Genomic DNA, 21,141 nt, shown 5'->3' with positions numbered 1-21,141 from the left:
CTCACCGCACCCGCCGCACACCGCACCCCATCGCAAGTCACAGCCAGAGCGGTGCCGGGCTCTCGTGCCGTGCTTGCGTGGCCGACGGGCGTTGCCCTCGCTGTGACTTGCGCACCCCTTGACGGGGTCGACTTGCTCACACTCCGTGAGGGGGGAGGGACCCTCGTCCCGTGGACCCCGTCAGACCCCTCCGTAGCGTGGAAGACGTCCCCCTTCGTCCCGGCAGTTGCGCGGGAGCGGCCCCGACGGAGTCGAACTCTTCTCGCGTGAATTGTGATGGAGCGAAACCATGGCCACCTTTGAGGCGACTGCAGTATCCACCAGCGACACGGGGCTGACCGTCAAGGCCCGCGACTTCGAGTTCCTTGTTGACGAGCCACAGTCGCTGGGCGGTGGAGACACCGGCCCCAACCCTGTCGAGTATGTGCTGGGCGCCCTGCTGGGGTGCCTCAACGTCGTAGTGCACTTGGTGGCCAAGGAGCAGGGCGTTACGCTGACCTCGTTCAAGGCGACCGCACGTGGCGACCTGGACCCCTCCAAGTTCATGGGCAAGAACATGGACGTGCGCGCGGGCTACGACGCCATCGAGGTGACCATCGAGGTCGAGGGCGACGCTGACGACGCCAAGCTCGAGGAGATCGCACGCATCTCTGAAAGCCGGTGCCCCGTCTCAGACAACCTCGCAAACGTGACGCCTGTGTCGATCAAGATCGCCAACCTCGTGACGGTCGGCTAACACCACAGCACCGCACGATCTGCTTGGCCCGCAGGGCCGCCTCCGAACGTGGGGCGGTCCCGCGGTTCGGTTGCGCAGGTGCTGGCGGCTGCGACTGATACCAAAGTGATACCATCGTTCGTATGGCGATGACACTTCGTACCGACTCGGCCGTGGAGGCCGCGCTTGAGCGACTTGCTGCCCAGCAGGGCGTGTCCAAGCATGAGGCCGCGCTCCGCGCGATTCTCCGCGATGACGCGCAGTCCCGTCTCGCCGACGACGCCATGAGTGCCTACGAGCGCGTGAGTGTGACGTACCGTGACGCGCTCGACCGCCTCGGCTCTGTCTAGGAACCGGGCATGACGGGACCGACCCGCGGCGTACCCCTGGACGTCGTGATGGTGATTATCGAGCGCGAGGGCATCGGCCCCGTGCGCGACCTGGGGCTGCTGCAGTCCGCGCTTGCGCGTCCGCATACCACCCTCATGGGTGCCGACGCCTACCCGGGCCTTGAGCTCAAGGCCGCGCAGTGACAGTGATTGTGCTCGGTGTGGTCGGGACAGTGATGGCGGGGGACACGAAGGGTGTGGCTGACGCCGGGCGTCAGTAGCCGATCCGTCTGGCTGTCCGCATAGACAAGGCTCAACTGCTACCAGACCATGGCAGCTCACCGTTCTGGCGTACCGTGCCGTCCGACGGACTCGGTGCGGTATTGAGAGGCCCACGGCGCAAGGCTGGCTGAGCCTCGCGATCGATGGCGGCAACGAGCTGTGCCCCGATCGCTTGCGCCAAAGGAATCGGCACTGCATTCCCAATCTGCCGGGCAATCGAAGTCTTGGACCCGATCCACTGGAAGTCGTCCGGGAACCCCTGCAGGCGGGCTGCCTCAAAGTGCGTGATCGCACGGTCTTCTTCAGGGTGAAGGTACCGGCCCTTCTCGGGCTTGAAGAACTCAGTTCTGATTGTCACCGAAGGTCGATCCCAGTGCATGCGCCCCATCACATCGCCGGAGCCACTCGTATGGGCGACCCAGCAACGTGCCTTGAGCGCCTCCGGGAGGTCAAAACGGTTCCCGCCAGGAGGGATGCTCGCAAAACGGGCTAGCGACAGTGGTTCGTAGTCTCGGCCCAGGTGCAGTTCGCGAGACGTGAACGGCCCTGCCAACACACGGTCTCCGACGGCCACTTTCCGTGCGGGTAGCGTGGTGTTGGTTACCGAGCGTCGCACGCCCCTCAACCCTTGCCGCACGGTGCGATGCGCGCCGAGTGTGGTCGGCTCCGGGAAACCGGGGAATGGGAGGGTCGCGAGGTGCCCAATCAGCACCGCGCGTTTGCGTGCCTGAGGCGAGCCGAAGTCTGCCGCATTGAGGACCGTTGCCTGAATCCGATATGCAGCCAGTGGTTCACCGTCGCTCGTCTCCGCGATGAAGTCTTCGTACTGCTTCGATTTCAAGAATGTCGCGACGTTCTCGACAACAAAATACTTCGGTTCTGCGAGTGCGATGGTCCTCGCGTACTCATGCCAAAGGGTGTTGCGTTCATCCTCGATGTCCTGCTTGCCAAGAGTGGAGAATCCCTGACACGGCGGACCTCCGACTATCACGTCCGCCAGCGGAACCTGATTTGTCGCGAGCCAGTCTTGGATCGACCCCTGATAGACGACGTCGCCAAAGTTCTGCCGATAAGTCGCCGCCGCGTCCACATCCAACTCGACGGCCTTGACCGTCTCGAAGCGGTCGCTCGCAGCATGAAGTCCGCACGTGATCCCGCCTGCCCCTGCGAACAGATCGAGAACGGTGATCGCTGTTGCCACGCACACACTCTATGAGACTTCGACGTGGGGAGGCGGACCGGCGCGCAAGTTGGGCGCAGGTCAACTCACACATGCAAGGCCCATTCCAATATTCCTGGGAGCAACGCGCGGTGTGGAATGCTCGACCTCGAGGCCCACGTGTCGTCACCTCTCGATATGGTGAGCAAGGCAGGTGGGGTTTGCTTGGGAGGGGAGAACACAGGTGAGTTGGCACGCGGCAGACGGTGAGCTGGAGAGGCGGATTCGTGAGCGCCAAAGGATCACCATCGAGCACTACTCTCGCGATCCCGATCTTCTGGCCGAGCACGTCGGCATGGAAGACAACTTCGAGGGAGGCGGATATGGAGAGCGTCAGGTTCAGGAACTCTTGCAAAATGCAGTCGACCAACTCGACGTGCCAGGTCGTGTCGAGTTTCGCATTGCCGATGGGGTTCTGTATTGCGCGAATGAAGGAAGACCTTTCTCGGATGATGGTATCAAGGCAGTTGCAGGGGCGTTTCTAAGTTCAAAGAGCGATGACAAGATTGGTCGATTTGGTCTTGGCTTCAAGTCAGTACTGGGCGTCAGCGATCGTCCTCAGATACTGAGCCGCTCTGTGAGTTTTGGCTTTAACGAGCCCGAAGCTACGGCCCTGTTGTCAAATCTCGACTACCGCCCGAGCCGCGTGCCGACCTTGAGAGTGCCGAGCCTGGTAGATCCAGTCTCGTTGGCGCACGTGGATCCGAATGTTGCGAGCCTCATGGAGTGGGCTACGACCATTGTCCGGCTACCTCTGATCCGCGGCGGGGACCGCATACGACGCGAGCTCGACAAGTTTGATGCCAAGTACTTGCTGTTTGCGCCGAATCTCACACGTGTCGACGTGTCACTCGCCGACATAGATGGGTCGATCGAAACAAGAACCTATCGGCGCGTTTTCGATTCGGACAGCAACCTCGTGCAACTCGAGGAGCCAGGTGGCAAGCTTCAACGCTGGAGGCTACTAGAGCGCCGTCACCAGGTGTCTGACGGCGTTGCCAAAGGGCTGCCAGCGCTCTTCCGTCGCAATCAGGTGACGGTCTCGTATGCCCTCCAACAGGGACCCGGCGGGAGTGCCGTCGGTAGATTCTGGGCTTGGTTCCCGCTGCAGGATGAGACCACAGCGAGCGGCATATTCAACGCGCCATGGCAAGTCAACGACGATCGCACATCCATGCTCCCTGGAAGCGAACTCAATCAAGAACTGTTGGAGGTGGCAGCTGAACTCGTCCTCACGGCTGCGCGCCTTGAGTCGTCCGATACGGACCCCGCGCGCCACTTGGACATACTTCCAGCTCGTGGCCGTGAGGTCCGGTCGGCCGCGGACCGCTATATGTCCGAGCGGCTGCCACAGCTCGCTCGGCGTATCCCTCTCGTTCCCACCGCCGCTGGTGACTGGGCTGTGGCCAACCAAATCGTGGCTCCAGCCGTTTCTGGCCAAGTGAATGCTTTCGCCTTGCCTCCGGACATGGTGAGGATTTGGACCGCCCTCAACCCGGTTGGGTCCATGCCTCATTGGACGTGCTACTCGACGCCTACTCGCGCAGCGCGGCTTCGGGGTTTGCTTGTCAACGATGAAGGCGAGGCTGCGTGCGGGGTTCTCCCGTTGGCGAAGTGGGTTGAACAGCTCGTCGGCTTGGGTGGGCCAAAGGCTGTTGCGGCAGCGTTGCACATAGTGGCTGGAGCCAAAGGCGACAAGGTCTTGTGGGATGAAATGGCCAAGGCGCGGGTGATTCCGCTTGCGGATGGCGACTATGCTGCGGCTCGCGACGCCAGTTCAGTCGTGTTCGCCCTTGAGGTTGACATTCCACTCTCTCAGGCTCGCGTGGTCGATTCAGGCTTGGGGGCAATCACCGGTGTCAACGAATCTCTACGGGCCATCGGCGTCCGAGATCCTTCGCCAGATGTCGTTGCGGTCGCCGCCGCTTCTCGTGCAAGCAGCAACTGGAATGATGAGCATTGGCGACAATTGTGGCTGGTGCTCGCCACTGCGAGCACGCCGGGTGCGGCCGAGGCCATCAATGCCATCACAGAACGTCGCGTAGAGATGAGACTGCCGACCATCGTGGGGAGATGGAGGCCCGCTCGGGAAGTGTGTGTCGATGCCTCGAGGGTCCCGGGACTTCCGGACCGCGCGATCGACCTTCAAGCCATCCGGGGAAGACGCGATCTCGCGGTCCTTGCTGGCGCGGTAGATGAAGTCACCGGTGACTACCCCGTTGGGCTTGAGGAGTCGTGGGCCATTTACACAGATGCCATGCAAAAACACGCGGAAAAGGCAGTTCGCGACGAGTACGGAGAGCGTTCCAGGGGCGAGCTTCAGTTCGAGCCTTACAACGGCGCGGGTCCTCTCGACATTCTCCGCGAACTTGACGCCAGCGCGAACCCCGCAACTGAAGGGGTGATCGCGCAGTGGACATTCGACATCATCCAGTGGGTCGACGAGCCAAAGCTCGCGGCCCAGATCCGTGTTAATGCCAACAAGTACGTCTCAGCGAGTTTCGAACGGCCGGAGGTGTGGGCGGCCAAGAAGTATGGCCTGGTGGGGTCATCGCTCGGACTCCGCCGGGCGCGAGCCGTCGTTTCCCACGACCTCACTGAGTTTGGTGACCTAATTCCAGTCGCGACCAGCCCCGACTGGCAGGTATTGGGTCTCCCGACGAGGCTAGGAGATGTTCCCACCCACGTGCTACAGAGTTTCCTCGAGCGGTCTGGCTATCAAGTGCGAAGCCTCGAGTCCTTTCACGCGCTTCTTGGCGAGGCAGCGTGCAGGGCTGAGCTAGCGGACGTCGCTCGGATTCCGGCGCTGAGCGCGGGTAGCGACCTTGTTGAACTCGTCGACCGGAGACGGGCGATCACAGCTTCGCAGTCCGAGCTTGACGACCTCGGACACCTCGACGTGCGATACGTGCCCGAAGGCCAGTTAACCCAGACCTTAAGAGATGTCTGGGGCCTGGCAAGCGCTGTAGATGTGATTTCGAGGGCGGTCGACTGGATTCCCGCAGGTGAACCACAATCCCTCAAATTTCTCTACCCAACGCTTGAGCGCATCGTCGACGACCTTCCCTTGGGCTACTCGATTCGCGCTTGCCACGAAATTGTCAGGCGCGTCTCGAGCCCCACAGGACAAGTTGCCACCCCGCTAAGTTTCCATCTGGAAGGGCACGAAGTCCTCGTGGACAGCGCCCTTGACGAGCATCAGGTACTTCAGTGTGTCTCGAACGCCTTGACGCTCGAGCTCACACCGAATGAGATCTCGCAGGTGATAGAGGCGGACGAGAAGTTCCGTTACAACGACCACATCCAGCGCGTGCTCGCCGAGCCCGGACTATGGCAGAAGTTGCTCGCCCTCGTTGGAAGGGAGCGCCTCGCCAGCAAATTGCCCGACGGCCTGCTCGCGCTTGTCGAACAGCGGCAGGGCGACCTTTCCGACAAACAGGTGTCGATCCTCTTCCTGAGCACCTACGGCAACGACGCATTACGCGAGCTCAAGGAGGCCATGGAGGCCATGGGCCTCAACCCGCCTCGAACATGGGACGGTAGTGCCGAGGCGGCGAATTTTGTGCTTCGGATTGGCTTTCCACGTGTCTACGCGGGGAGCCGCGAACTGCGGGCCGCAACAAGCGAACTCATTCCGGGCAAGGTTGAACTCAAAGAGTTGCACGACTTCCAACGTGATCTGTCGGGAAAGATCGAACAGCTCTTGACTACCCAAACCGAGAACGGCGGATCTCGTCGTGGCCTTCTGTATTTGCCGACCGGTGCAGGAAAGACCCGTGTAACGACGCAATCGATAGCGGAGCTCATGCGGGATGACCGGTTGGCTTCTCCAGTTCTCTGGGTCGCTCAATCCGCGGAACTGTGCGAGCAAGCGATCCTCTCGTGGACAGAGGTGTGGCGCGCGATCGGAGACGAGCGCCCGCTCGAGATCAGCCGGTATTGGGCAAACCACGAGGTTGACGAGTCATTGCAGGAATTGCAGGTTGTCGTTGCCACCGACGACAAACTCAAGAGCATGATTGGCGACCCCCACAACCGCACGGCGCACGAGTGGCTCCGATCCTGCAGCGTCGCCGTCATCGATGAAGCGCATCGAGCGGGCTCACCGACGTATACCGAGATCTTGCGATGGCTTGGCATTACGGCTGGCGCAGGCGCCAAGACGGAGCGGCCATTGTTGGGACTTACCGCAACGCCCTTCAGGGGACGCAACGCCGTTGTGAATCAACAGTTCGTGGCGCGTTTTGGCAACAACCTTCTTAACGCCCTTGACGTGGACGACCCGATCGGCCAGCTGCGCGAAATGGAGGTTCTATCGCGCGTCGAGCACCAAGTGCTCGAAGGAGTCGCGGTGCCGGACAGCCCGCGCGACGGCGCAACCGGGTCGAAGGCATGGGACGATGTCTCGCGTGAAATCCTCAAGAACCTCGGGGCAAACCTCGATCGAACGGAGATGCTCGTAGACCACATATTTCAGCAGGATCCGTCTTGGCCCATTCTCGTCTTTACTCCTTCAGTCGTGTCAGCGCACGTGACCGCAGCGCTGTTGCGCAACCGCGGCCGGACCGCCGAGGCCGTAGATGGCAGCATGCGACCTCAACAGCGTCGGCGCAAGATTGAGGACTTTCGGGACGGAAAGACACAAGTTCTCGTCAACTGCGATCTGCTCACGCAAGGGTTTGACGCGCCCCAGGTCCGCGCTCTTTACATCGCCCGGCCCACGTTCTCACCAAATCGCTACATCCAAATGGTTGGGCGCGGACTTCGTGGGCCGCGCAATGGTGGCACGCGGGACTGCTTGGTGGTCAATGTTGCTGACACTTTCAGCCAATTCGACAAGGAACTCGCGTACACGGAGTTCGACCACCTATGGGAAACGAGGTCCGAGTCATGACGAGCAAATCTCCAGGGCAGGCGGCTGTTGCGGACTACCTGGCGGCCCATTTCGTCGGTCCAAAGTTCGGCGGCAGCGAGGTCTTGGAGGCGAGTCCCACTTACGCATACCTCTCAGGCATGCTCTTCCCAGTCGAAGATGAAGATGGGAGCCCGGTCGACGAACCGGTTGCGACGATGACCGTTGGCGGTGATGACGATGTGATTCTCGACGTTGACTCCGAACTGAGCGACTACGCAACTGACGAAGACTTGGGGAGTCTCACCGCAGCGACCGGGTGGGTGCCTTCCGCTCTGGGGCTGTCCTGCGTACACGATGCGCCGTCACTCCGCTTCACAGCACGAGCCGCGGTCTACGAGCCCGTGGGCGGGGAGGAGGTGAGGGAGTCGAGGCGATCCACCGCCGACGGGTCCTGGCGTCGCCGCGAGTTGCCTCCCACGACCATCGAAGTACCAGGCGGAGCCAGCGACGCCCGCGACATCTGGGATGGCCGAGCCCGCCTGCAGTGGCGCTCCAGGAACTCCCAAGGCAACTCCATCATCACGGTTGCCCTATCAAATCTCAGCAGAGCAAAGCAAGGCACCGCGAAGCGCGAGGTGGAGAAGGTCCTATTCCAGTGTGAGGTCGAGGTCGAGGTGATTGGAGGCGAGTTGCTCCCCTACCCCAGTTCGGCTGTCGTCAACGCCTCGACTGAGGATCGTGAACTCGCGTATCGCTATCGCAACCACCCAAGTTTCGCCGTCGGGCATGGCGTGGGGACTGCTTGGAGTACATCGAGACCAGTGGTGAGCGCCGTGACAACCGCGATGCCGCACCAAGTCGTCCCTCCGGTTGTCTTCCGCTCACAGAGCGACCGGGCACTTCAAATGCGATGGCTGGCGGACGAGAGCGTTCCTGAGACGGACCTTCTCGGCGCATTGCGAGGGCTGTTTGCGGATTACGTCGTTTGGGCACGCGAGCGTGAGACGGAAGCTCTGGCTGAACCGGATTCACGCGACCGCGCGACAGCGACAGCCATCGTTGCACGCATCCGACGCGCCACCGAGCGGATCGAAGCGGGCATCCAGCTACTGGGCTCTGATAAGCAGGTGCGCAAGGCATTTCACCTGGCGAACCTGGCGATGGCGATGCAAGCTTCGCGGGGTGGCGCCAAAGAACCGGCATGGCGCCCATTCCAGCTTGCATTCATCCTCATGGCGCTTCCATCCACAGTCGATCCGAGCCACGAAGAGCGCGACCTCGTCGACCTCATATGGTTCCCAACCGGCGGCGGCAAGACCGAGGCATACTTGGGATTGGCGGCTGTCGAGATGGTGCGACGTCGGCTGAGTCGTGGATACCAAGGCGGTGGTACCGCTGTGATCACTCGATACACAATGCGATTGCTCACAGCACAGCAGTTTCAGAGAACGGCGCGACTCATTTGTGCGCTTGAGTTGCTGCGCCTGGAACGCGACGAACTGAAGGCATCGCCACCATTTGGCATCGGCCTCCTCCTCGGGAACGAGACCACTCCAGGCACCTTCAAATCCGCAGTGGAGTCGCTGAAGGATGTCCGATCACAACAGACGCCTGAGAATCCCTTTCAAGTCCGAATGTGTCCTTGGTGCTCTACCCCATTGCTGCCAACTCGGCGTTCAGGCCGCGACGATGCGTACGGCTTTGATGCCACCCCACATAGTTTTCGCATCTACTGCGTGAATAAGGACTGCGAGTTCCACGGTGCCCTACCCCTCCAAGTCGTCGACGAAGGCATCTTTGCCAGCCCGCCGACGGTGGTCGTCGCGACGGTCGACAAGTTTGCCCGTCTCGCATGGACTGCGAACGGGGGCTCCGTCTTCGGTCTCGCAAACGTCCCGTTCGACCCACCATCCATCGTGATCCAGGACGAGTTGCACTTGATATCAGGCCCGCTCGGGACGATCGTAGGGATCTACGAAGCAGCGCTGCGCGCATTGTTGGCATGGCGCGGAACGACGCCAAAGACGGTCGCATCAACGGCAACGATCCGCTCGGCATCTGAGCAAGTTCGCGGTCTGATGGCCGCTGAAGTGTCGGTCTTTCCGCCGTCGGGCCTCAATGCCGACGATAGCTACTTCGCACGTATCGACCGAGACTCGCCTGGACGCCTCTACCTCGGGCTCATGCCACAGGCGTTTGCGCCAGCCTGGTCGATCGGCCAGGTGGCGGGCCGACTATTGGCGGGCGCCGACGCGGTCCCGCTTGAGCCTCAAGAACGAGACTCCTACTGGACCTTGGTGCTCTATCACAACAGCCTGCGCGAGTTGGGCCGCACGGTCACGATCCTTCGCGATGATGTTCGAGACCTACTTCAGCGCGAAGCCAAGTCACGCGTCGGCGCACGCACGCTTACACCCGATGGAGTGGTGGAGCTGACGAGCAACGTCAAGTCACACGAGTTGGTCGAGGTGCTCGAGCGCCTCGCGGTGGCAAAGGGCGAGCCAGGCGCCATTGACGCGGTTGCGGCTACAAACATACTTTCCGTGGGCATTGATGTCAGCAGACTCGGCTTGATGCTCGTAAATGGGCAACCCAAGACCACTTCGGAATACATCCAGGCCACGAGTCGAGTGGGCCGCGACGAGACCCCCGGCATCGTGATGACGCTGTACAGGTCTGGCAAGGCAAGGGATCGGTCGACCTTTGAGTCGTTTAGCAACTTCCACAATTCGTTCTACCGGTTTGTCGAACCGACGTCGGTCACGCCCTGGGCGCTCCAGGCGCGCCGGCGCGCGGCGCGGGCGGCTCTCGTGATCCTTGTGAGGCACGGCGCGGGTTGGAGTTCAAATTCCTCGGCTGGACTCTTCGAGCAAGGCGCACGGGGGGTGCAGAAGGCCCTGTCAATGCTTGAAAGGCACATCACCGTGGCGGATCCGCGCGAAGCCGCGGACGTGCTCTCGGAGTTGCGTGCCGCGGCCGACGATTGGGCGGCGCGCATCAGGTCTTCGCCAACGCCACTCAAGTACGAATCGCGGAAGGACGTGCAGGAGCGGTTGCTCAAGAGTTTCGGCGACGACGGTCCGGGTTGGCCGACGATGCACTCCATGAGGTCTGTCGACAGGCAGGTCCGCATACGCCCAAGAGGAGAAAGCACATGACCACGCGCGTACTTCGGCTGAGCGCCTCCCAGTTGATATCCCCATTTGGGCCCGGAGCCGTCGTTGATGTGCTCGGCGAGTCATTTGTGACGCTCACTGGCGAGAACTGGCCAAAACGTTCGCTCCTCGAGGAGGTCGTATGCGAGCGCCTCAGTTCGAGGATAGGCGTGCAGAAGCTGTACCGACCTCCAATGCGCGACGACGCGGCGGACCCGCATGCGCTAGGCATCCAGGTTGCGCGCTTTCCAGCGTGGTTGTTCTGCCAAACCTGTCGTCAGATGGTGAGGTGGGGGCCGAAGGAAGAGAACGGGGTAGCCCCGGCCTGCACTTCTGATGGCGGGCGGCTCGTTCCGATGCGTTTTGTCGTGGCGTGTCGTGACAGGAGCCACGCTACAGATGTTCCGTGGCGTGAATGGGTCCACAGAGCTCCGGGGGTGAGCACAGAGTGCAAGGAAGGACCTCGCCTTCGCTTTCGCCAGGCCGCGAATGGCTCGCCCGGCCTATCTGGCCTTGAGGTGATATGCGACGCGTGCGACGCGGCTCGCACACTCGGCGACCTCCGTGCGGATGTCCTCGTGCGTGACGGACTGCGGTGCCACGGAGTGCAGCCCTGGGAAGGCACTTGGAAAGAGTGTGACTCACCTCTAGAAGTACTCCAGCGCGGAGCAACCAGCTTTCACTACGGTGAGACCACGTCTGCGATCGATATACCTTCTATGACACGCACCGAGATGACCGTAGAAGAGCGGGTATCGGCGCATCCACTCTTCTTGGGCTTGAAGGAATCTCTTCATCTGCCACACGCTCGAGCGCTCGCCGAGATCATCGCTGCCGCACTCGACATCACTGCCGATGTGGTGGAGGCCATCGCAAGTGAGGCCGCCGTTGGCGGGATACGTGCGACGCCGGGCGTCCGCGCTGGGCTCCTCGCCGAGGAGTTCGCTGCGTTCGAGGCTGCCAACCGCGACGAGGCGGACGAGGTCAACTTCAAGACGCGCAAGGGTGGGTTCGAGCTCCACTCAGTGGATCCGGTCGAACGGGCCCTCGCAAACCTGTTCGAATCGATTGTTCTGGTTGACCGCCTCCGGGAGGTCCGCGCGAGCGTCAGCTTCAGCAGATACCGCCCCGACGCGGACCCTGTGCCTTCGGTCAGTGCAATCCCGAATGAAGCGTCGTGGCTTCCCGCGATTGAAGGCTTTGGCGAAGGTATCTTTCTGAGAGTCAGCGAGCGTGCGGTGAATGAGTGGTTGCTTGACCCGGGAGTGCAGGCCCGGGCGGGTCTGCTCGAGATGAAGGCCATCCAGTCGCGGTTTGCGGCGCGACTTCACAACTTCTCCGCACAGTTTGTCGCTCTGCATTCGCTCGCGCATGCGCTACTTCGAGAGCTTGCGTTCACGTCGGGCTACACCGCTGCATCCTTGCGCGAACGCGTCTACTGCGGAGAGGGAGGGAACTACGGAGTATTCATCTACACGACTTCAAGCGACGAAGAGGGGACTCTCGGTGGTCTTGTCCGCGAGGGTGAACATGACCGTATCGGGACCGCGATTGCGCGGGCGATCGCGCAGCTCAATTGGTGCTCGAACGACCCAGTTTGCGCAGAGTCAGATCCGCATAACTTGGACGGGCTCAACCTCGCAGCGTGTCACTCATGTCTCTTAGCCTCAGAGACGTCATGTGAAGGATCCAACGTGCTCCTCGATCGCGTCCTGCTTGTCGGAGACGAGCACACGCGAGGGCTGCTGGTCCCCGTGCTGGACGCGATCACGGGTTAAGACTAGAGGCCAACGCTGGGCGGTACAGGGTCAATTCCGGGTCGCGTTGTGGCTGTGTGTCCGTCGCAGTTCTCACGCGCATCAGGCAGTCGTCTAGCGGTGTAGGCCGGGGGCGTTGCGGCGTAGCGACCGCGAACCCGCTCACTGAGCGTTGAGAAAGTCTTTGAACGTGAGCTCCAGTCGGTGTGGGTCTGGCCGCTTCTTTCGCTCCGGTACTACCGCGAGTCGCTTGCCATCAATCCCTTGGATTGCATGCACGAGAACAGGCCCGTCTTCCATCGCCAGCAGTCGGGGGCTCACATGCAGTCGGTAGCCCGCGTCGATGCCGATGCTCTTGGCGTCGTACGCGCGGTGGTGTATCGAGCACAAGGCGAGGCCGTTTTCCACCACGGGTTGGCCATTGGGATCTGTGTCACTGCGGATGTGTGCGGCATCCAGTAGCGATGCCTCTGGGAGCGCACAGATGGCGCACCTCGACGCGTACGCGTCCATCACGATCATGCGAAAGCGAGGCTGGTGAAGGCGCGTTCGCACGAGCCTGTCAATCCACATCCGCTCGATCTCGACCTCGACCGCGCTGCCAGCTTCCGCGCGCTCGGCGAGTTCAACGGTGGCCGTCATAGCCCCCAGGTCAATGGCGGTGACGTAGACCTGCCCGATCAACAGGTATTGCTTGGGAATTGGTTTGTAGAAGTACAGGACCGGCACCCCATCCTCATGCGCTCGCACTAACTTCCCATTCGAGGGGTCGCGTCGGCCGTGCTTGTCGATGGCCAGTGGATAGGTCCAGACACCGGGCGCGATTTCGGTGTCGAGGTACCGGCCCTTTTCTGAGGTGACGATAGAGAGCGTCGTGGGCCAATCCTCTCGGTTGCGGATGCCGCGTCCCTGCGGGTCAACCAGAGGGAGTCGCTGTCCGTCAACTTCGTATCCGAGCAGGTAGTCACGAGAGACCGGCCGGGTTCCGCCGTCGGACGCTGTCAAGACATCCGAGTAGATTCGGCGCCGGAGCTCTTCGGTGTCGGACGGCATGTCCGTAGCTTGTCGGAATTGCTGACGAGAAGCTAGTGCCAAGGCGAATATGTCCCATGACATCTGTGATACCACAGTGATACCATTTGCCCCATGGCTATGACACTGCGCACCGATCCCGAGTTCGAGGCCGCGCTGGCGTTCCTGGCGCAGCACGACAACGGCTCCAAGCAAGAGGCCGTTCGTCGGGCAGTCATGGAACGTGCCGCGCGGCTCGGCCACCAGGACCGTGTCGCCGCACTTTCCGCGGAGTCCAAGGACCGCTGGGCAGAGACGCTCAATCGCCTCGGCACCGTCTAGCCCATGACTGAATGGCTCACCCTCGAGGACCTGCTGTACCTCGCGGAAGACATCGGCGTGGGGCCGGTGCGCGACATCGGCCTGCTGGAGTCGGCTGCGGCGCGCCCCGCGACCACGTTCATGGGCGCCTACTCCTACCCAAGCCTTGAGCTCAAGGCCGCGGCGCTCTTCCACTCGCTGGTGTGCAATCACGCGCTGATCGACGGCAATAAGCGGCTCGGATGGCACGCGACCGTCGTGTTCCTTGCGCTCAACGGCTGTGAGCCCGACCTCACTCAAGATGAGGCCTTCGAACTCACGATGGAGGTCGCGTCAGGGGAGTTGCGGGACGTCGAGGCGATTGCGCCGGGACTGAAGGTCATCGAGCGCTGACGCCGGGCCGCGAGTCGCTACACCCCCGCTGCGACCCGCCCAAGCCCCGCCATCTCCGAAGCGCACGCGTTCCCGCCCGTCACAGCAAACCCCACAATGCCTGGCCGCGCAGGGTCAGCCAACGCACCGGCCAAGCCAGCAGCCCCGGCGCCCTCGCACAAGGTGTGAGCAGCGGTCGCCATGAGTGACATGCCGTGGCGCAGATCGTCGTCCGACACCAACAGGAAGTCGTCCAGCCGGTCGCGCATCACGGACTGCGGCAGTTCAAAACCGGTGCCGGTCGCGAGCCCGCCCGCAAAGGTATGAGCCTCGACGGTCTGGATGGTGCCGGTCCGCCACGATTCATACGCAGCGGAAGCGCCCGACGCCTGGACACCCACTACTCGCGTCGACGGCGCAAGGGCATCGCGCACCAGTAGCGCGCCCGCCAAGCCGGAGCCCGACCCCACCGGCAGGTACAGCGTCTCGATCTCGGGATGAGCCTGCAGCAACTCCAAATACACCGTGCCGTGGCCGTAGACGATCGCGGGAGTGTTGCCGGGGTTCACAAAATGCAGACCCTCACGCGCAGCGAGCCCTACCGCGAACTCGGCAGCCTGCGCCATGTCGGCGCCCTCGATCACGGCTCGGGCACCCCAAGCACGTACCGCGTCGACTTTGCCGGCCGGAGTGCTGCGCGGCATGACGATCGTGGCGGACACGCCGGACCGCGCGGCGGCATACGCCAAGGACTGGGCATGGTTGCCGGTGGAGACAGTGATCAGCCCGGCCGCGCGTGCCTCGGGGGAGAGCGTCGCCAGCAGGTTGAGCCCGCCGCGCACCTTGAAGGCGCCGGTGGGTTGCACGTTCTCGTGCTTCACGATCGTGCGTGAGCCCACGGCCGCGTCCAGCACCGGGTACGACCACGCGGGCGTCGGGGGCAGGAGATCGCGCAAGCGGTCGGCCGCCTCGAACACGCCGTCAACGGTGAGCTTCTCCATCCCCCGAGCATCGCTCACCCGTCACCCAGAGGTCCAATGAATGTTATCGACCAAAACCATAGACAGGGTAGATACAATCAGCGCATGATCGACGTCACCAGGCTCCAAGTCCTTGTCGCCCTCGCCAAGTACGGCACAGCGTCGGCCGCTGCGGAGGCCCTCCACTACTCCCAGCCCACCGTCTCCCACCACCTCAAGCGACTCGAAGCCGAGACGGGCGCCGTCCTGATGCGCCGCGTCGGCCGGGGTCTGGTCCTCACCGACGACGGCAAGCGCCTGGCCGCCAGGGGAGAGGAGATCCTGGGCCTCATCACGCGCGCGTCCACGGAACTCGCGTCGGCCGTCTCGCTCCATAGCGGGCACGTGCGGCTCGCGATCTTCCCGTCGGGCATGGCCACGCTGGCCCCTCGCATCGTCACCGAAATGTCCCAGCGCCACCCCGGCCTCCAACTCGACATCGCGGAGGCCGAGCCGCCTGAGGCAGAGCGCCTGCTCATCGAGGGCAAGGTGGACCTGGCCATCACCTTCACCTACCCCCAGCAACAATGCAGCGACGCGGTCACGTCCGACGTGATGGGCGAGGACCCGCTCTACCTGGTCACCCCTCCGGCGCGTCACATCGACGGCACCATGGCAGTGGCGGGGCTGGTCGACTTCCACGACGACGACTGGCTCGCCGGATGCGAACGATGCCGCGGCTACCTGGTGAGCGCGTGCGCGCAGGCGGGCTTCCAGCCGAACATCCGCTTCGCGTCTGACGACTACGTGGCCACCCAAGCGCTCATCGCCGTGGGTCACGGGGTGACGATGCTTCCTGGGCTCGCGCTCGCGGCGCACAGACATCCCGACGTTGAGGTCACCCGCGTCGAGGGCGCCGCCCGCTCCCTCCGGCTGCTGTCGCTCGGGCGCCCGCCGCTGCCGCCAGCTCTCGATGCGGCGAGCGCGGTGGTCAAGGAAATCGTCGCCGCGGTGGTGGGCTCACCCCAGCCCGTCACAGTGTCGCCGTAGACTCGCGACGTGATTGTTCACGATTCCGAGACTGACCAAGGCATCGTTCGCTGGCGCGAGCAGGGCGATGCCGACGCACGCCTGACCGCCTTTTGGCATCACGGAACCCCCGGCATCGGAGCGCCTCCCACTCCGCTGCTCGACGCGTCGGAAGAGCTCGGCATCAGGTGGCTGAGCTTCGACCGCCCCGGTTACGGAGGCTCCAGTCCCACCGACTCGTGGAGCATCGTCGATGCCGCCGCAGTGACACAGCACGTGGCCGACGTTGCGGGTGCCGGGCGCTTCTCGGTGGTGGGGCATTCCGGTGGCGGCCCCCACGCGCTGGCCTGCGCCGCGCTGCTGGGGGATCGTGTCTCGGCCGCCGTCTCCGTCTCAGGACTCGCACCGTACGACGCTGCCAGGCTCGACTGGTTCGCAGGGATGTACGACGGCGGGGTTGCGGAGTTGCGCACCGCAGTCACTGGCGCCGACGCATTGCGCGCCTTCCTGGAGGACCTGGACGACGATCCGGCCATGTTCACAGAGGCGGACATCGAGGCGCTCGAGGGCACGTGGTCCTCGTTCGGAGGCCTCGCGGCCGCTGGCGTGGCGGAGGGGCTCGGTGGAGTCGTCTCCGACAACCTCGCCTACGTCAACCCGTGGGGCTTCGCTGTGGAAAGCGTCGCCGTCCCCACCCTGCTGGTGCACGGCACCGACGACCGCATCGTGCCCGTGTCTCACTCCCACTGGTTGGAGCAGCACGTGCCAGGCGTCCACCTGTGGGAGCGGCCAGGCGATGGTCACATCTCGGTGATGGGCGCGGGCTTCGACGTGCTCGACTGGCTGATCGCCCACGCGTAGGCACTAGCCCTGAGGGCCCCTTGTGCCGCGCTTTTCCAGGGGTAGGGTGGCGGCATGGAGGCCAGCCGATGACCAATTCCTTCGCGGTGACACGCAATCCCACTCCTGCCTCGGACGCCGATCGCGCCCGCCTCATGGACTCCCCGCCCTTCGGCACGGTCTTCACAGATCACATGGCGAAGGCCACATGGACGCTCGACGGGGGTTGGGACGACCACCGCGTCGATCCCTTCTCCGAGCTCACGCTCCACCCGGCCGCCCTGGTGTTGCACTACGGGCAGCAGGTGTTCGAGGGTCTCAAGGCCTACCGTTGGGCCGACGGTTCGGTCCACCTCTTCCGGCCAGAGTCGAATGCCGCGAGGTTTGCGGCGTCGGCGCACAGGCTGGCGCTTCCAGAGCTTCCGGAAGAGGACTTCATCGCTTCAATTGAGGCGCTGCTGAGCGTCGACTCCCCGTGGGTGCCACACGAGCCAGAATCAAGTCTGTATTTGCGGCCCATGCTCATCGGCACGGAGCCGTGCCTGGGGGTGCGACCCTCGCTCACTGTGGAGTACATGCTGCTGGCCTCGCCTGTGGGCGCCTACTTTGCCGGCGGAGTGAAGCCGGTCTCCATCTGGGTGGCTCAAGGCTTCCACCGCGCAGGCGCGGGCGGCACCGGCCAGGCCAAGACGGCTGGCAACTACGCGGCTTCCATGCTCCCGCAGCAGCAGGCTCAAGACAACGGCTGCGGACAGGTGCTGTTCCTCGACGCGCGCGAGGACAAGTACATCGAAGAACTGGGCGGCATGAACGTGTTCGCCGTGATGGCCGACGGCTCCGTCATCACACCCCGCCTAACGGGCACCATTCTGGAAGGGGTGACCAGAAACTCCGTCATCGGCCTGCTGTGCGACGAGGGCCACGACGTGGTGGAGCGCGACCTCGAACTCGAGGAACTTCGCGCTGGCGTTGCCCGCGGCGAGGTGGTGGAATTCTTCGCATGCGGCACGGCTGCCGTGGTGACCCCTGTCGCGCGGCTGGTGTCACCCGACTTCGACCTGACGGTGGGCGAGGGCAAGCCAGGGGCGGTCACAATGGCGGTGAGGGAGCGGCTCACTGGCATCCAGTACGGGCGTGCAGACGACGTATTTGGCTGGATGCGTGCCGTCGCCTGACGCACGGAAAAGCGCGTCGCTGACGCCGAGAGATCGGCACAGGATCGACCTGTAACTTACGGCTCCGTAGGTTATGCTGGTGGCATGACTCAGACAGTGTTGTCGTCCCCAGGCCTCGCCTCCATTCCGGAGACCATGCACCTCACCTCCTTGCTCAACTCTCTGGTCGAGGCGGAACCGGACCGCGTGTTCGCGGAGGTCAAGAACGAGCAGGGCGAGTGGTCGCCCGTCACGCTCGCCGAGTATCAGGCGAGCGTGCGCGCCGTCGCCAAGGGATTGATTGCCGCAGGAGTCAAGCCGGGTGATCGCGTCGGCCTAGTGGGCGAGACCCGCATCGAGTGGTCAATCGTCGATTTCGCGATCTTCGCCGCAGGGGCGGTCACGGTACCCATCTATCCCTCGTCTTCCGACTCCCAGTTCGCGTGGATCGTCGACGACGCTGGCATCAAGGTGGTTGCTGCGGAGCGGGCCGAGTCTCGCGAGACCCTTGCCGCGCTCGACGGCGCGCCCCGAGTGTTCGGCCTCGATGAGGCGGCGATGGACGAACTCGCGCAATTGGGCAAGGGCGTTTCCGATGCCGAACTCGACGCGTGCACCACAGACGTGGTGGGCGCGGATCTCACCACCATCATCTACACGTCGGGCACTACCGGCAGGCCGAAGGGCGCCATGCTCACGCACCGCAACTTCGTGGAGCATGCCAAGAACGTCGAACTTGACCCCAACTTCGGCGGCTTTGTGCGCGGCGAGACCAGGGGTCTGCTGTTCCTGCCGCTCGCGCACGTGTTTGCGCGACTGGTGATGGTGCTCGCGCTGAGCTCCGGCGCCGTCATCGGCTACGCGCCCACGCACAAGACCCTGGCCGCCGACCTCGCGTCTTTCCGGCCCACCTGGATGCCGCTGGTGCCTCGGGTGTTGGAGACCATCTACAACCGTGCGGACACCTCCATGAGGGGTGCGCGCAAGGTGATCTTCCGCTGGTCCGCAGGCGTAGCGCGCAAGAAGTCTATGGCGCGCGAGACCGGTGGTGCAGGGGCGTGGCTCAACTTCCGCTTCGCGATCGCCGACCGCCTGGTGCTGGGCAAGATTCGCCACCTGCTCGGCGGGCAACTCGCCTATGTGCTGTCAGGCGGCGCCCGCCTGACCCCCGAGATCGGGCACTTCTTCCGCGGTGCAGGCGTGGAGGTGCTCCAGGGCTACGGGCTCACAGAGACGACGGCGGCGCACGCTGGCTCTCCCGACAAGACCGGCATCATGGGCACGGTGGGCCAACCGATTGCTGGCGGCGAGTTCACGCTCGCGGAGGATGGCGAAATCCTCACCCGCGGCATCAACACCTTTGCGGGCTACTGGAACGCGCCAGACCTGACCGCCGAGGTCATGCGCGACGGCTGGTTCGCGACAGGAGACCTGGGCGAGATTCACGACGGCACGCTCACCGTCGTCGGCCGCAAGAAGGAACTGCTCGTGCTCTCTTCAGGAAAGAACGTGCAGCCCGCGGTGCTTGAGGACGCCATGCGATCGCACCCGGCGATCCAAGACACCGTGGTGGTGGGGGAGGGACGGCACTTCGTGTCGGCCCTTGTGGCGCTCGACGAGGTGTTGCTGCCCGCGTGGCTCGTGGCCCACAAGTTGCCAGAGATGGACGTTGCGGAGGCTTCGATGAACGAGCGCGTCCGCGAACTCGTGGGGCGCGCCATTGCCGCGGCAAACGAGCACGTTTCTCGCGCGGAGGCGATCAAGGAGTACCGGATCCTTCCGCGCGGCTTCTCCGAGGCCAGCGAGGAACTGACCGCATCGCTCAAGATTCGCCGCGACGTGGTCCTCAAGAACTTCGCTGCTGTGGTCGAAGACATCTACTCCCGCGCCTTCCCCAAGGCCGGCGGCGAGGCGTAGCCGCAGCTCGGTCAGCCGGCCTGCTCCTGCTCGGAGAACCACTCGTTGAACACCATCACGTTCTCCGCATGCTCCTCGAAGGTCGTGGCGAACAGCGTCTCACCGTTGTCAGTGTTGACCACCACGAAGTAGAGCCAGTCGCCCGCCGCCGGGTGGAGCACCGCATCGACGGCCGCATCGGAAGGCGAGTTGATGGCCGCCGGCGGTAGGCCCTCATACATGTAGGTGTTGTAGGGGCTGTCGACCGCGTACCCGTCATCGGAGACCAGGTTGACGTCGGGGCGCACCACGTAGAGAAGTGGGGACTCGAGTTGGAGCGGCATCGCCTGGTCGAGGCGGTTCTGGATGACCCGCGCGACCTTCGGCATGTCAGACGCCAACTGCGTCTCGGCCTCCACAAGGGACGCCTTGGTGATGACGTCCTGCCACTGCTCTCGGGGCACCCCCAGCGTCTCGAGTTGCGCCACCCGCTGAGCCACCAAAGAACGGGCGATCTTCGCGGGGCTCGCGTCCGGTCCCACCGTGTAGGAGCCTGGCTTGATCCAGCCCTCCGGGTTGGCATCGCCGGGAGCGGCCGTGGCGATGGCGTCGAGCAAAGCCTGCTCGTCCACTCCAAGCGCAAGTGCGGCGTCGACTACCCACTCGTCCAGCCTGTCGCCCGTGGAGAAGGAGACGACGGTGTACTCAAGAATCGTCGCATCTTCCGGGGGAGAGGGTGTGGTGCTCGCAGAGGGGGACACGCCGGGTGTCCGACTATCGGCGGCGCCGTCCAGCAGCGCTAGCGTGCCCCAGGCGCCGCCTCCCAGCACACCAATGCTTGCTACAGAGGTCGCCGACGCTCGCGCGATGCGGTGTACCCGCACCCGGTGCGCCACGCCCGCGTGGCTGGTGGAGAGGTTCGTGTCGGCAAACTGAGCCGCACCGAGCCGCTCGATGGTGGCGAGGTAGTCGTGTGCGTTGGTCATCGTGAGCCTCCTGCTTGAGGGTGGGAAACGACGTCGACGCCGAGTTCGGAGGGGAACTCCACGTCGGCAAGGGCGACACGCAGCTTTGCGGTCGCGTCTGACAGGTAGCGCTTGACGGTGCCGGTGGCGAGGCCGAGCTCCGCCGCCACGCCGGCCACGGGGCGGTCCTCGAGGTAGCGAAGCACCACGCAGGCGCGCTCCCGCGGCGGGAGCGTCAGTAGCGCCGCGTGGAAGTCGAGAGACTCCACGATGGACTCGGAA

General features: G+C 63.7%; 17 protein-coding genes. 12 read left to right on the top strand and 5 right to left on the bottom strand.

Annotated features, from left to right (window positions below):
• Nucleotides 1-289: 289 nt before the first annotated feature.
• The 3 genes from QZZ33_RS03335 to QZZ33_RS03325 all read left to right on the top strand — a co-directional run bounded on the left by QZZ33_RS03335 (nt 290) and on the right by QZZ33_RS03325 (nt 1,248).
• Nucleotides 290-736, top strand: a complete 447-nt coding sequence (locus QZZ33_RS03335) for an OsmC family protein (RefSeq protein ID WP_291378179.1) — start codon at nt 290-292, stop codon at nt 734-736.
• Nucleotides 737-858: 122 nt separating this feature from the next.
• Entirely contained in the window at nt 859-1,065 is a 207-nt protein-coding gene (locus QZZ33_RS03330) for a CopG family transcriptional regulator (protein ID WP_291378177.1), read from the top strand.
• Between the two features lie 9 nt (nt 1,066-1,074).
• Nucleotides 1,075-1,248, top strand: a complete 174-nt coding sequence (locus QZZ33_RS03325) for a hypothetical protein (protein WP_291378175.1) — start codon at nt 1,075-1,077, stop codon at nt 1,246-1,248.
• Nucleotides 1,249-1,357: 109 nt separating this feature from the next.
• On the opposite strand, the gene QZZ33_RS03320 is transcribed toward QZZ33_RS03325, so the two are convergent.
• Nucleotides 1,358-2,527: a DNA cytosine methyltransferase gene (locus QZZ33_RS03320; RefSeq protein WP_291378173.1), complete on the bottom strand. Its 1,170-nt coding sequence runs from the start codon at nt 2,525-2,527 to the stop codon at nt 1,358-1,360.
• Between the two features lie 202 nt (nt 2,528-2,729).
• Between QZZ33_RS03320 and QZZ33_RS03315 the strand changes: the two genes are divergently transcribed.
• From QZZ33_RS03315 to QZZ33_RS03305, 3 genes are read left to right on the top strand one after another with little or no spacing between them, the layout of a single operon-like run.
• Nucleotides 2,730-7,439 (top strand): helicase-related protein, encoded by a 4,710-nt coding sequence (locus QZZ33_RS03315; protein ID WP_291378171.1) that lies wholly within the window; start codon nt 2,730-2,732, stop codon nt 7,437-7,439.
• Nucleotides 7,436-10,558, top strand: a complete 3,123-nt coding sequence (locus QZZ33_RS03310) for a helicase-related protein (protein WP_291378170.1) — start codon at nt 7,436-7,438, stop codon at nt 10,556-10,558. Before QZZ33_RS03315 ends, QZZ33_RS03310 begins: the two co-directional genes overlap by 4 nt.
• The gene (locus tag QZZ33_RS03305) at nt 10,555-12,333 is read left to right on the top strand and encodes a DUF1998 domain-containing protein (RefSeq protein ID WP_291378169.1); all 1,779 of its coding nucleotides are present in this window, start codon (nt 10,555-10,557) and stop codon (nt 12,331-12,333) included. The genes QZZ33_RS03310 and QZZ33_RS03305 overlap by 4 nt, the downstream gene beginning before the upstream one ends.
• 141 nt (nt 12,334-12,474) lie before the next feature.
• On the opposite strand, the gene QZZ33_RS03300 is transcribed toward QZZ33_RS03305, so the two are convergent.
• Complete coding sequence (locus QZZ33_RS03300; RefSeq protein ID WP_291378167.1) at nt 12,475-13,365, bottom strand: HNH endonuclease; 891 nt, start codon at nt 13,363-13,365, stop codon at nt 12,475-12,477.
• 93 nt (nt 13,366-13,458) lie between these two features.
• On the opposite strand from QZZ33_RS03300, the gene QZZ33_RS03295 reads away from it, so the two are divergent.
• Both QZZ33_RS03295 and QZZ33_RS03290 read left to right on the top strand, forming a co-directional pair.
• Entirely contained in the window at nt 13,459-13,665 is a 207-nt protein-coding gene (locus tag QZZ33_RS03295; RefSeq protein ID WP_291378165.1) for a CopG family transcriptional regulator, read from the top strand.
• Nucleotides 13,666-13,668: 3 nt separating this feature from the next.
• Nucleotides 13,669-14,037, top strand: coding sequence for a type II toxin-antitoxin system death-on-curing family toxin (locus QZZ33_RS03290; RefSeq protein ID WP_291378163.1), 369 nt, complete (start codon nt 13,669-13,671; stop codon nt 14,035-14,037).
• Nucleotides 14,038-14,054: 17 nt separating this feature from the next.
• On the opposite strand, the gene QZZ33_RS03285 is transcribed toward QZZ33_RS03290, so the two are convergent.
• The gene (locus tag QZZ33_RS03285; RefSeq protein ID WP_291378162.1) at nt 14,055-15,017 is read right to left on the bottom strand and encodes a pyridoxal-phosphate dependent enzyme; all 963 of its coding nucleotides are present in this window, start codon (nt 15,015-15,017) and stop codon (nt 14,055-14,057) included.
• A gap of 84 nt (nt 15,018-15,101) precedes the next feature.
• Here QZZ33_RS03285 and QZZ33_RS03280 point away from each other — a divergent pair, with 84 nt between their 5' ends.
• From QZZ33_RS03280 to QZZ33_RS03265, 4 genes are all read left to right on the top strand, one after another.
• Nucleotides 15,102-16,025: a LysR family transcriptional regulator gene (locus QZZ33_RS03280; protein ID WP_291378161.1), complete on the top strand. Its 924-nt coding sequence runs from the start codon at nt 15,102-15,104 to the stop codon at nt 16,023-16,025.
• Between the two features lie 9 nt (nt 16,026-16,034).
• The gene (locus tag QZZ33_RS03275) at nt 16,035-16,865 is read left to right on the top strand and encodes an alpha/beta fold hydrolase (protein ID WP_291378160.1); all 831 of its coding nucleotides are present in this window, start codon (nt 16,035-16,037) and stop codon (nt 16,863-16,865) included.
• A gap of 68 nt (nt 16,866-16,933) precedes the next feature.
• On the top strand, nt 16,934-18,019 hold the full coding sequence (locus tag QZZ33_RS03270; protein ID WP_291378159.1) for a branched-chain amino acid aminotransferase: 1,086 nt from the start codon (nt 16,934-16,936) through the stop codon (nt 18,017-18,019).
• An 84-nt stretch (nt 18,020-18,103) separates the two neighbouring features.
• Complete coding sequence (locus QZZ33_RS03265; RefSeq protein ID WP_291378158.1) at nt 18,104-19,915, top strand: AMP-dependent synthetase/ligase; 1,812 nt, start codon at nt 18,104-18,106, stop codon at nt 19,913-19,915.
• 11 nt (nt 19,916-19,926) lie between these two features.
• Here QZZ33_RS03265 and mltG read toward each other — a convergent pair whose 3' ends face one another.
• On the bottom strand, nt 19,927-20,880 hold the full coding sequence (gene mltG / locus QZZ33_RS03260) for an endolytic transglycosylase MltG (protein ID WP_291378157.1): 954 nt from the start codon (nt 20,878-20,880) through the stop codon (nt 19,927-19,929).
• Nucleotides 20,877-21,141: sigma-70 family RNA polymerase sigma factor (locus QZZ33_RS03255; protein ID WP_291378155.1), on the bottom strand; the 265-nt coding region annotated here is incomplete at its 5' end. The genes QZZ33_RS03255 and mltG, both read right to left, overlap by 4 nt.

The organism is Demequina sp. (assembly GCF_016278775.1).
GTDB lineage: Bacteria > Actinomycetota > Actinomycetes > Actinomycetales > Demequinaceae > Demequina.
The sequence above is the reverse complement of the archived record's forward strand: the minus strand, read 5'-3'. Positions and strand labels throughout refer to the sequence as shown.

Excerpts from the sequence above, each read along its gene's own strand:
- QZZ33_RS03310 (WP_291378170.1), top strand. The coding sequence starts at position 7,436 with ATGACGAGCAAATCTCCAGGGCAGGCGGCTGTTGCGGACTACCTGGCG.
- QZZ33_RS03300 (WP_291378167.1), bottom strand. The coding sequence starts at position 13,365 with ATGCCGTCCGACACCGAAGAGCTCCGGCGCCGAATCTACTCGGATGTC.
- QZZ33_RS03285 (WP_291378162.1), bottom strand. The coding sequence starts at position 15,017 with ATGGAGAAGCTCACCGTTGACGGCGTGTTCGAGGCGGCCGACCGCTTG.
- QZZ33_RS03295 (WP_291378165.1), top strand. The coding sequence starts at position 13,459 with ATGGCTATGACACTGCGCACCGATCCCGAGTTCGAGGCCGCGCTGGCG.
- QZZ33_RS03305 (WP_291378169.1), top strand. The coding sequence starts at position 10,555 with ATGACCACGCGCGTACTTCGGCTGAGCGCCTCCCAGTTGATATCCCCA.
- QZZ33_RS03290 (WP_291378163.1), top strand. The coding sequence starts at position 13,669 with ATGACTGAATGGCTCACCCTCGAGGACCTGCTGTACCTCGCGGAAGAC.
- QZZ33_RS03280 (WP_291378161.1), top strand. The coding sequence starts at position 15,102 with ATGATCGACGTCACCAGGCTCCAAGTCCTTGTCGCCCTCGCCAAGTAC.
- QZZ33_RS03270 (WP_291378159.1), top strand. The coding sequence starts at position 16,934 with ATGACCAATTCCTTCGCGGTGACACGCAATCCCACTCCTGCCTCGGAC.
- QZZ33_RS03325 (WP_291378175.1), top strand. The coding sequence starts at position 1,075 with ATGACGGGACCGACCCGCGGCGTACCCCTGGACGTCGTGATGGTGATT.
- QZZ33_RS03335 (WP_291378179.1), top strand. The coding sequence starts at position 290 with ATGGCCACCTTTGAGGCGACTGCAGTATCCACCAGCGACACGGGGCTG.
- mltG (WP_291378157.1), bottom strand. The coding sequence starts at position 20,880 with ATGACCAACGCACACGACTACCTCGCCACCATCGAGCGGCTCGGTGCG.
- QZZ33_RS03330 (WP_291378177.1), top strand. The coding sequence starts at position 859 with ATGGCGATGACACTTCGTACCGACTCGGCCGTGGAGGCCGCGCTTGAG.
- QZZ33_RS03265 (WP_291378158.1), top strand. The coding sequence starts at position 18,104 with ATGACTCAGACAGTGTTGTCGTCCCCAGGCCTCGCCTCCATTCCGGAG.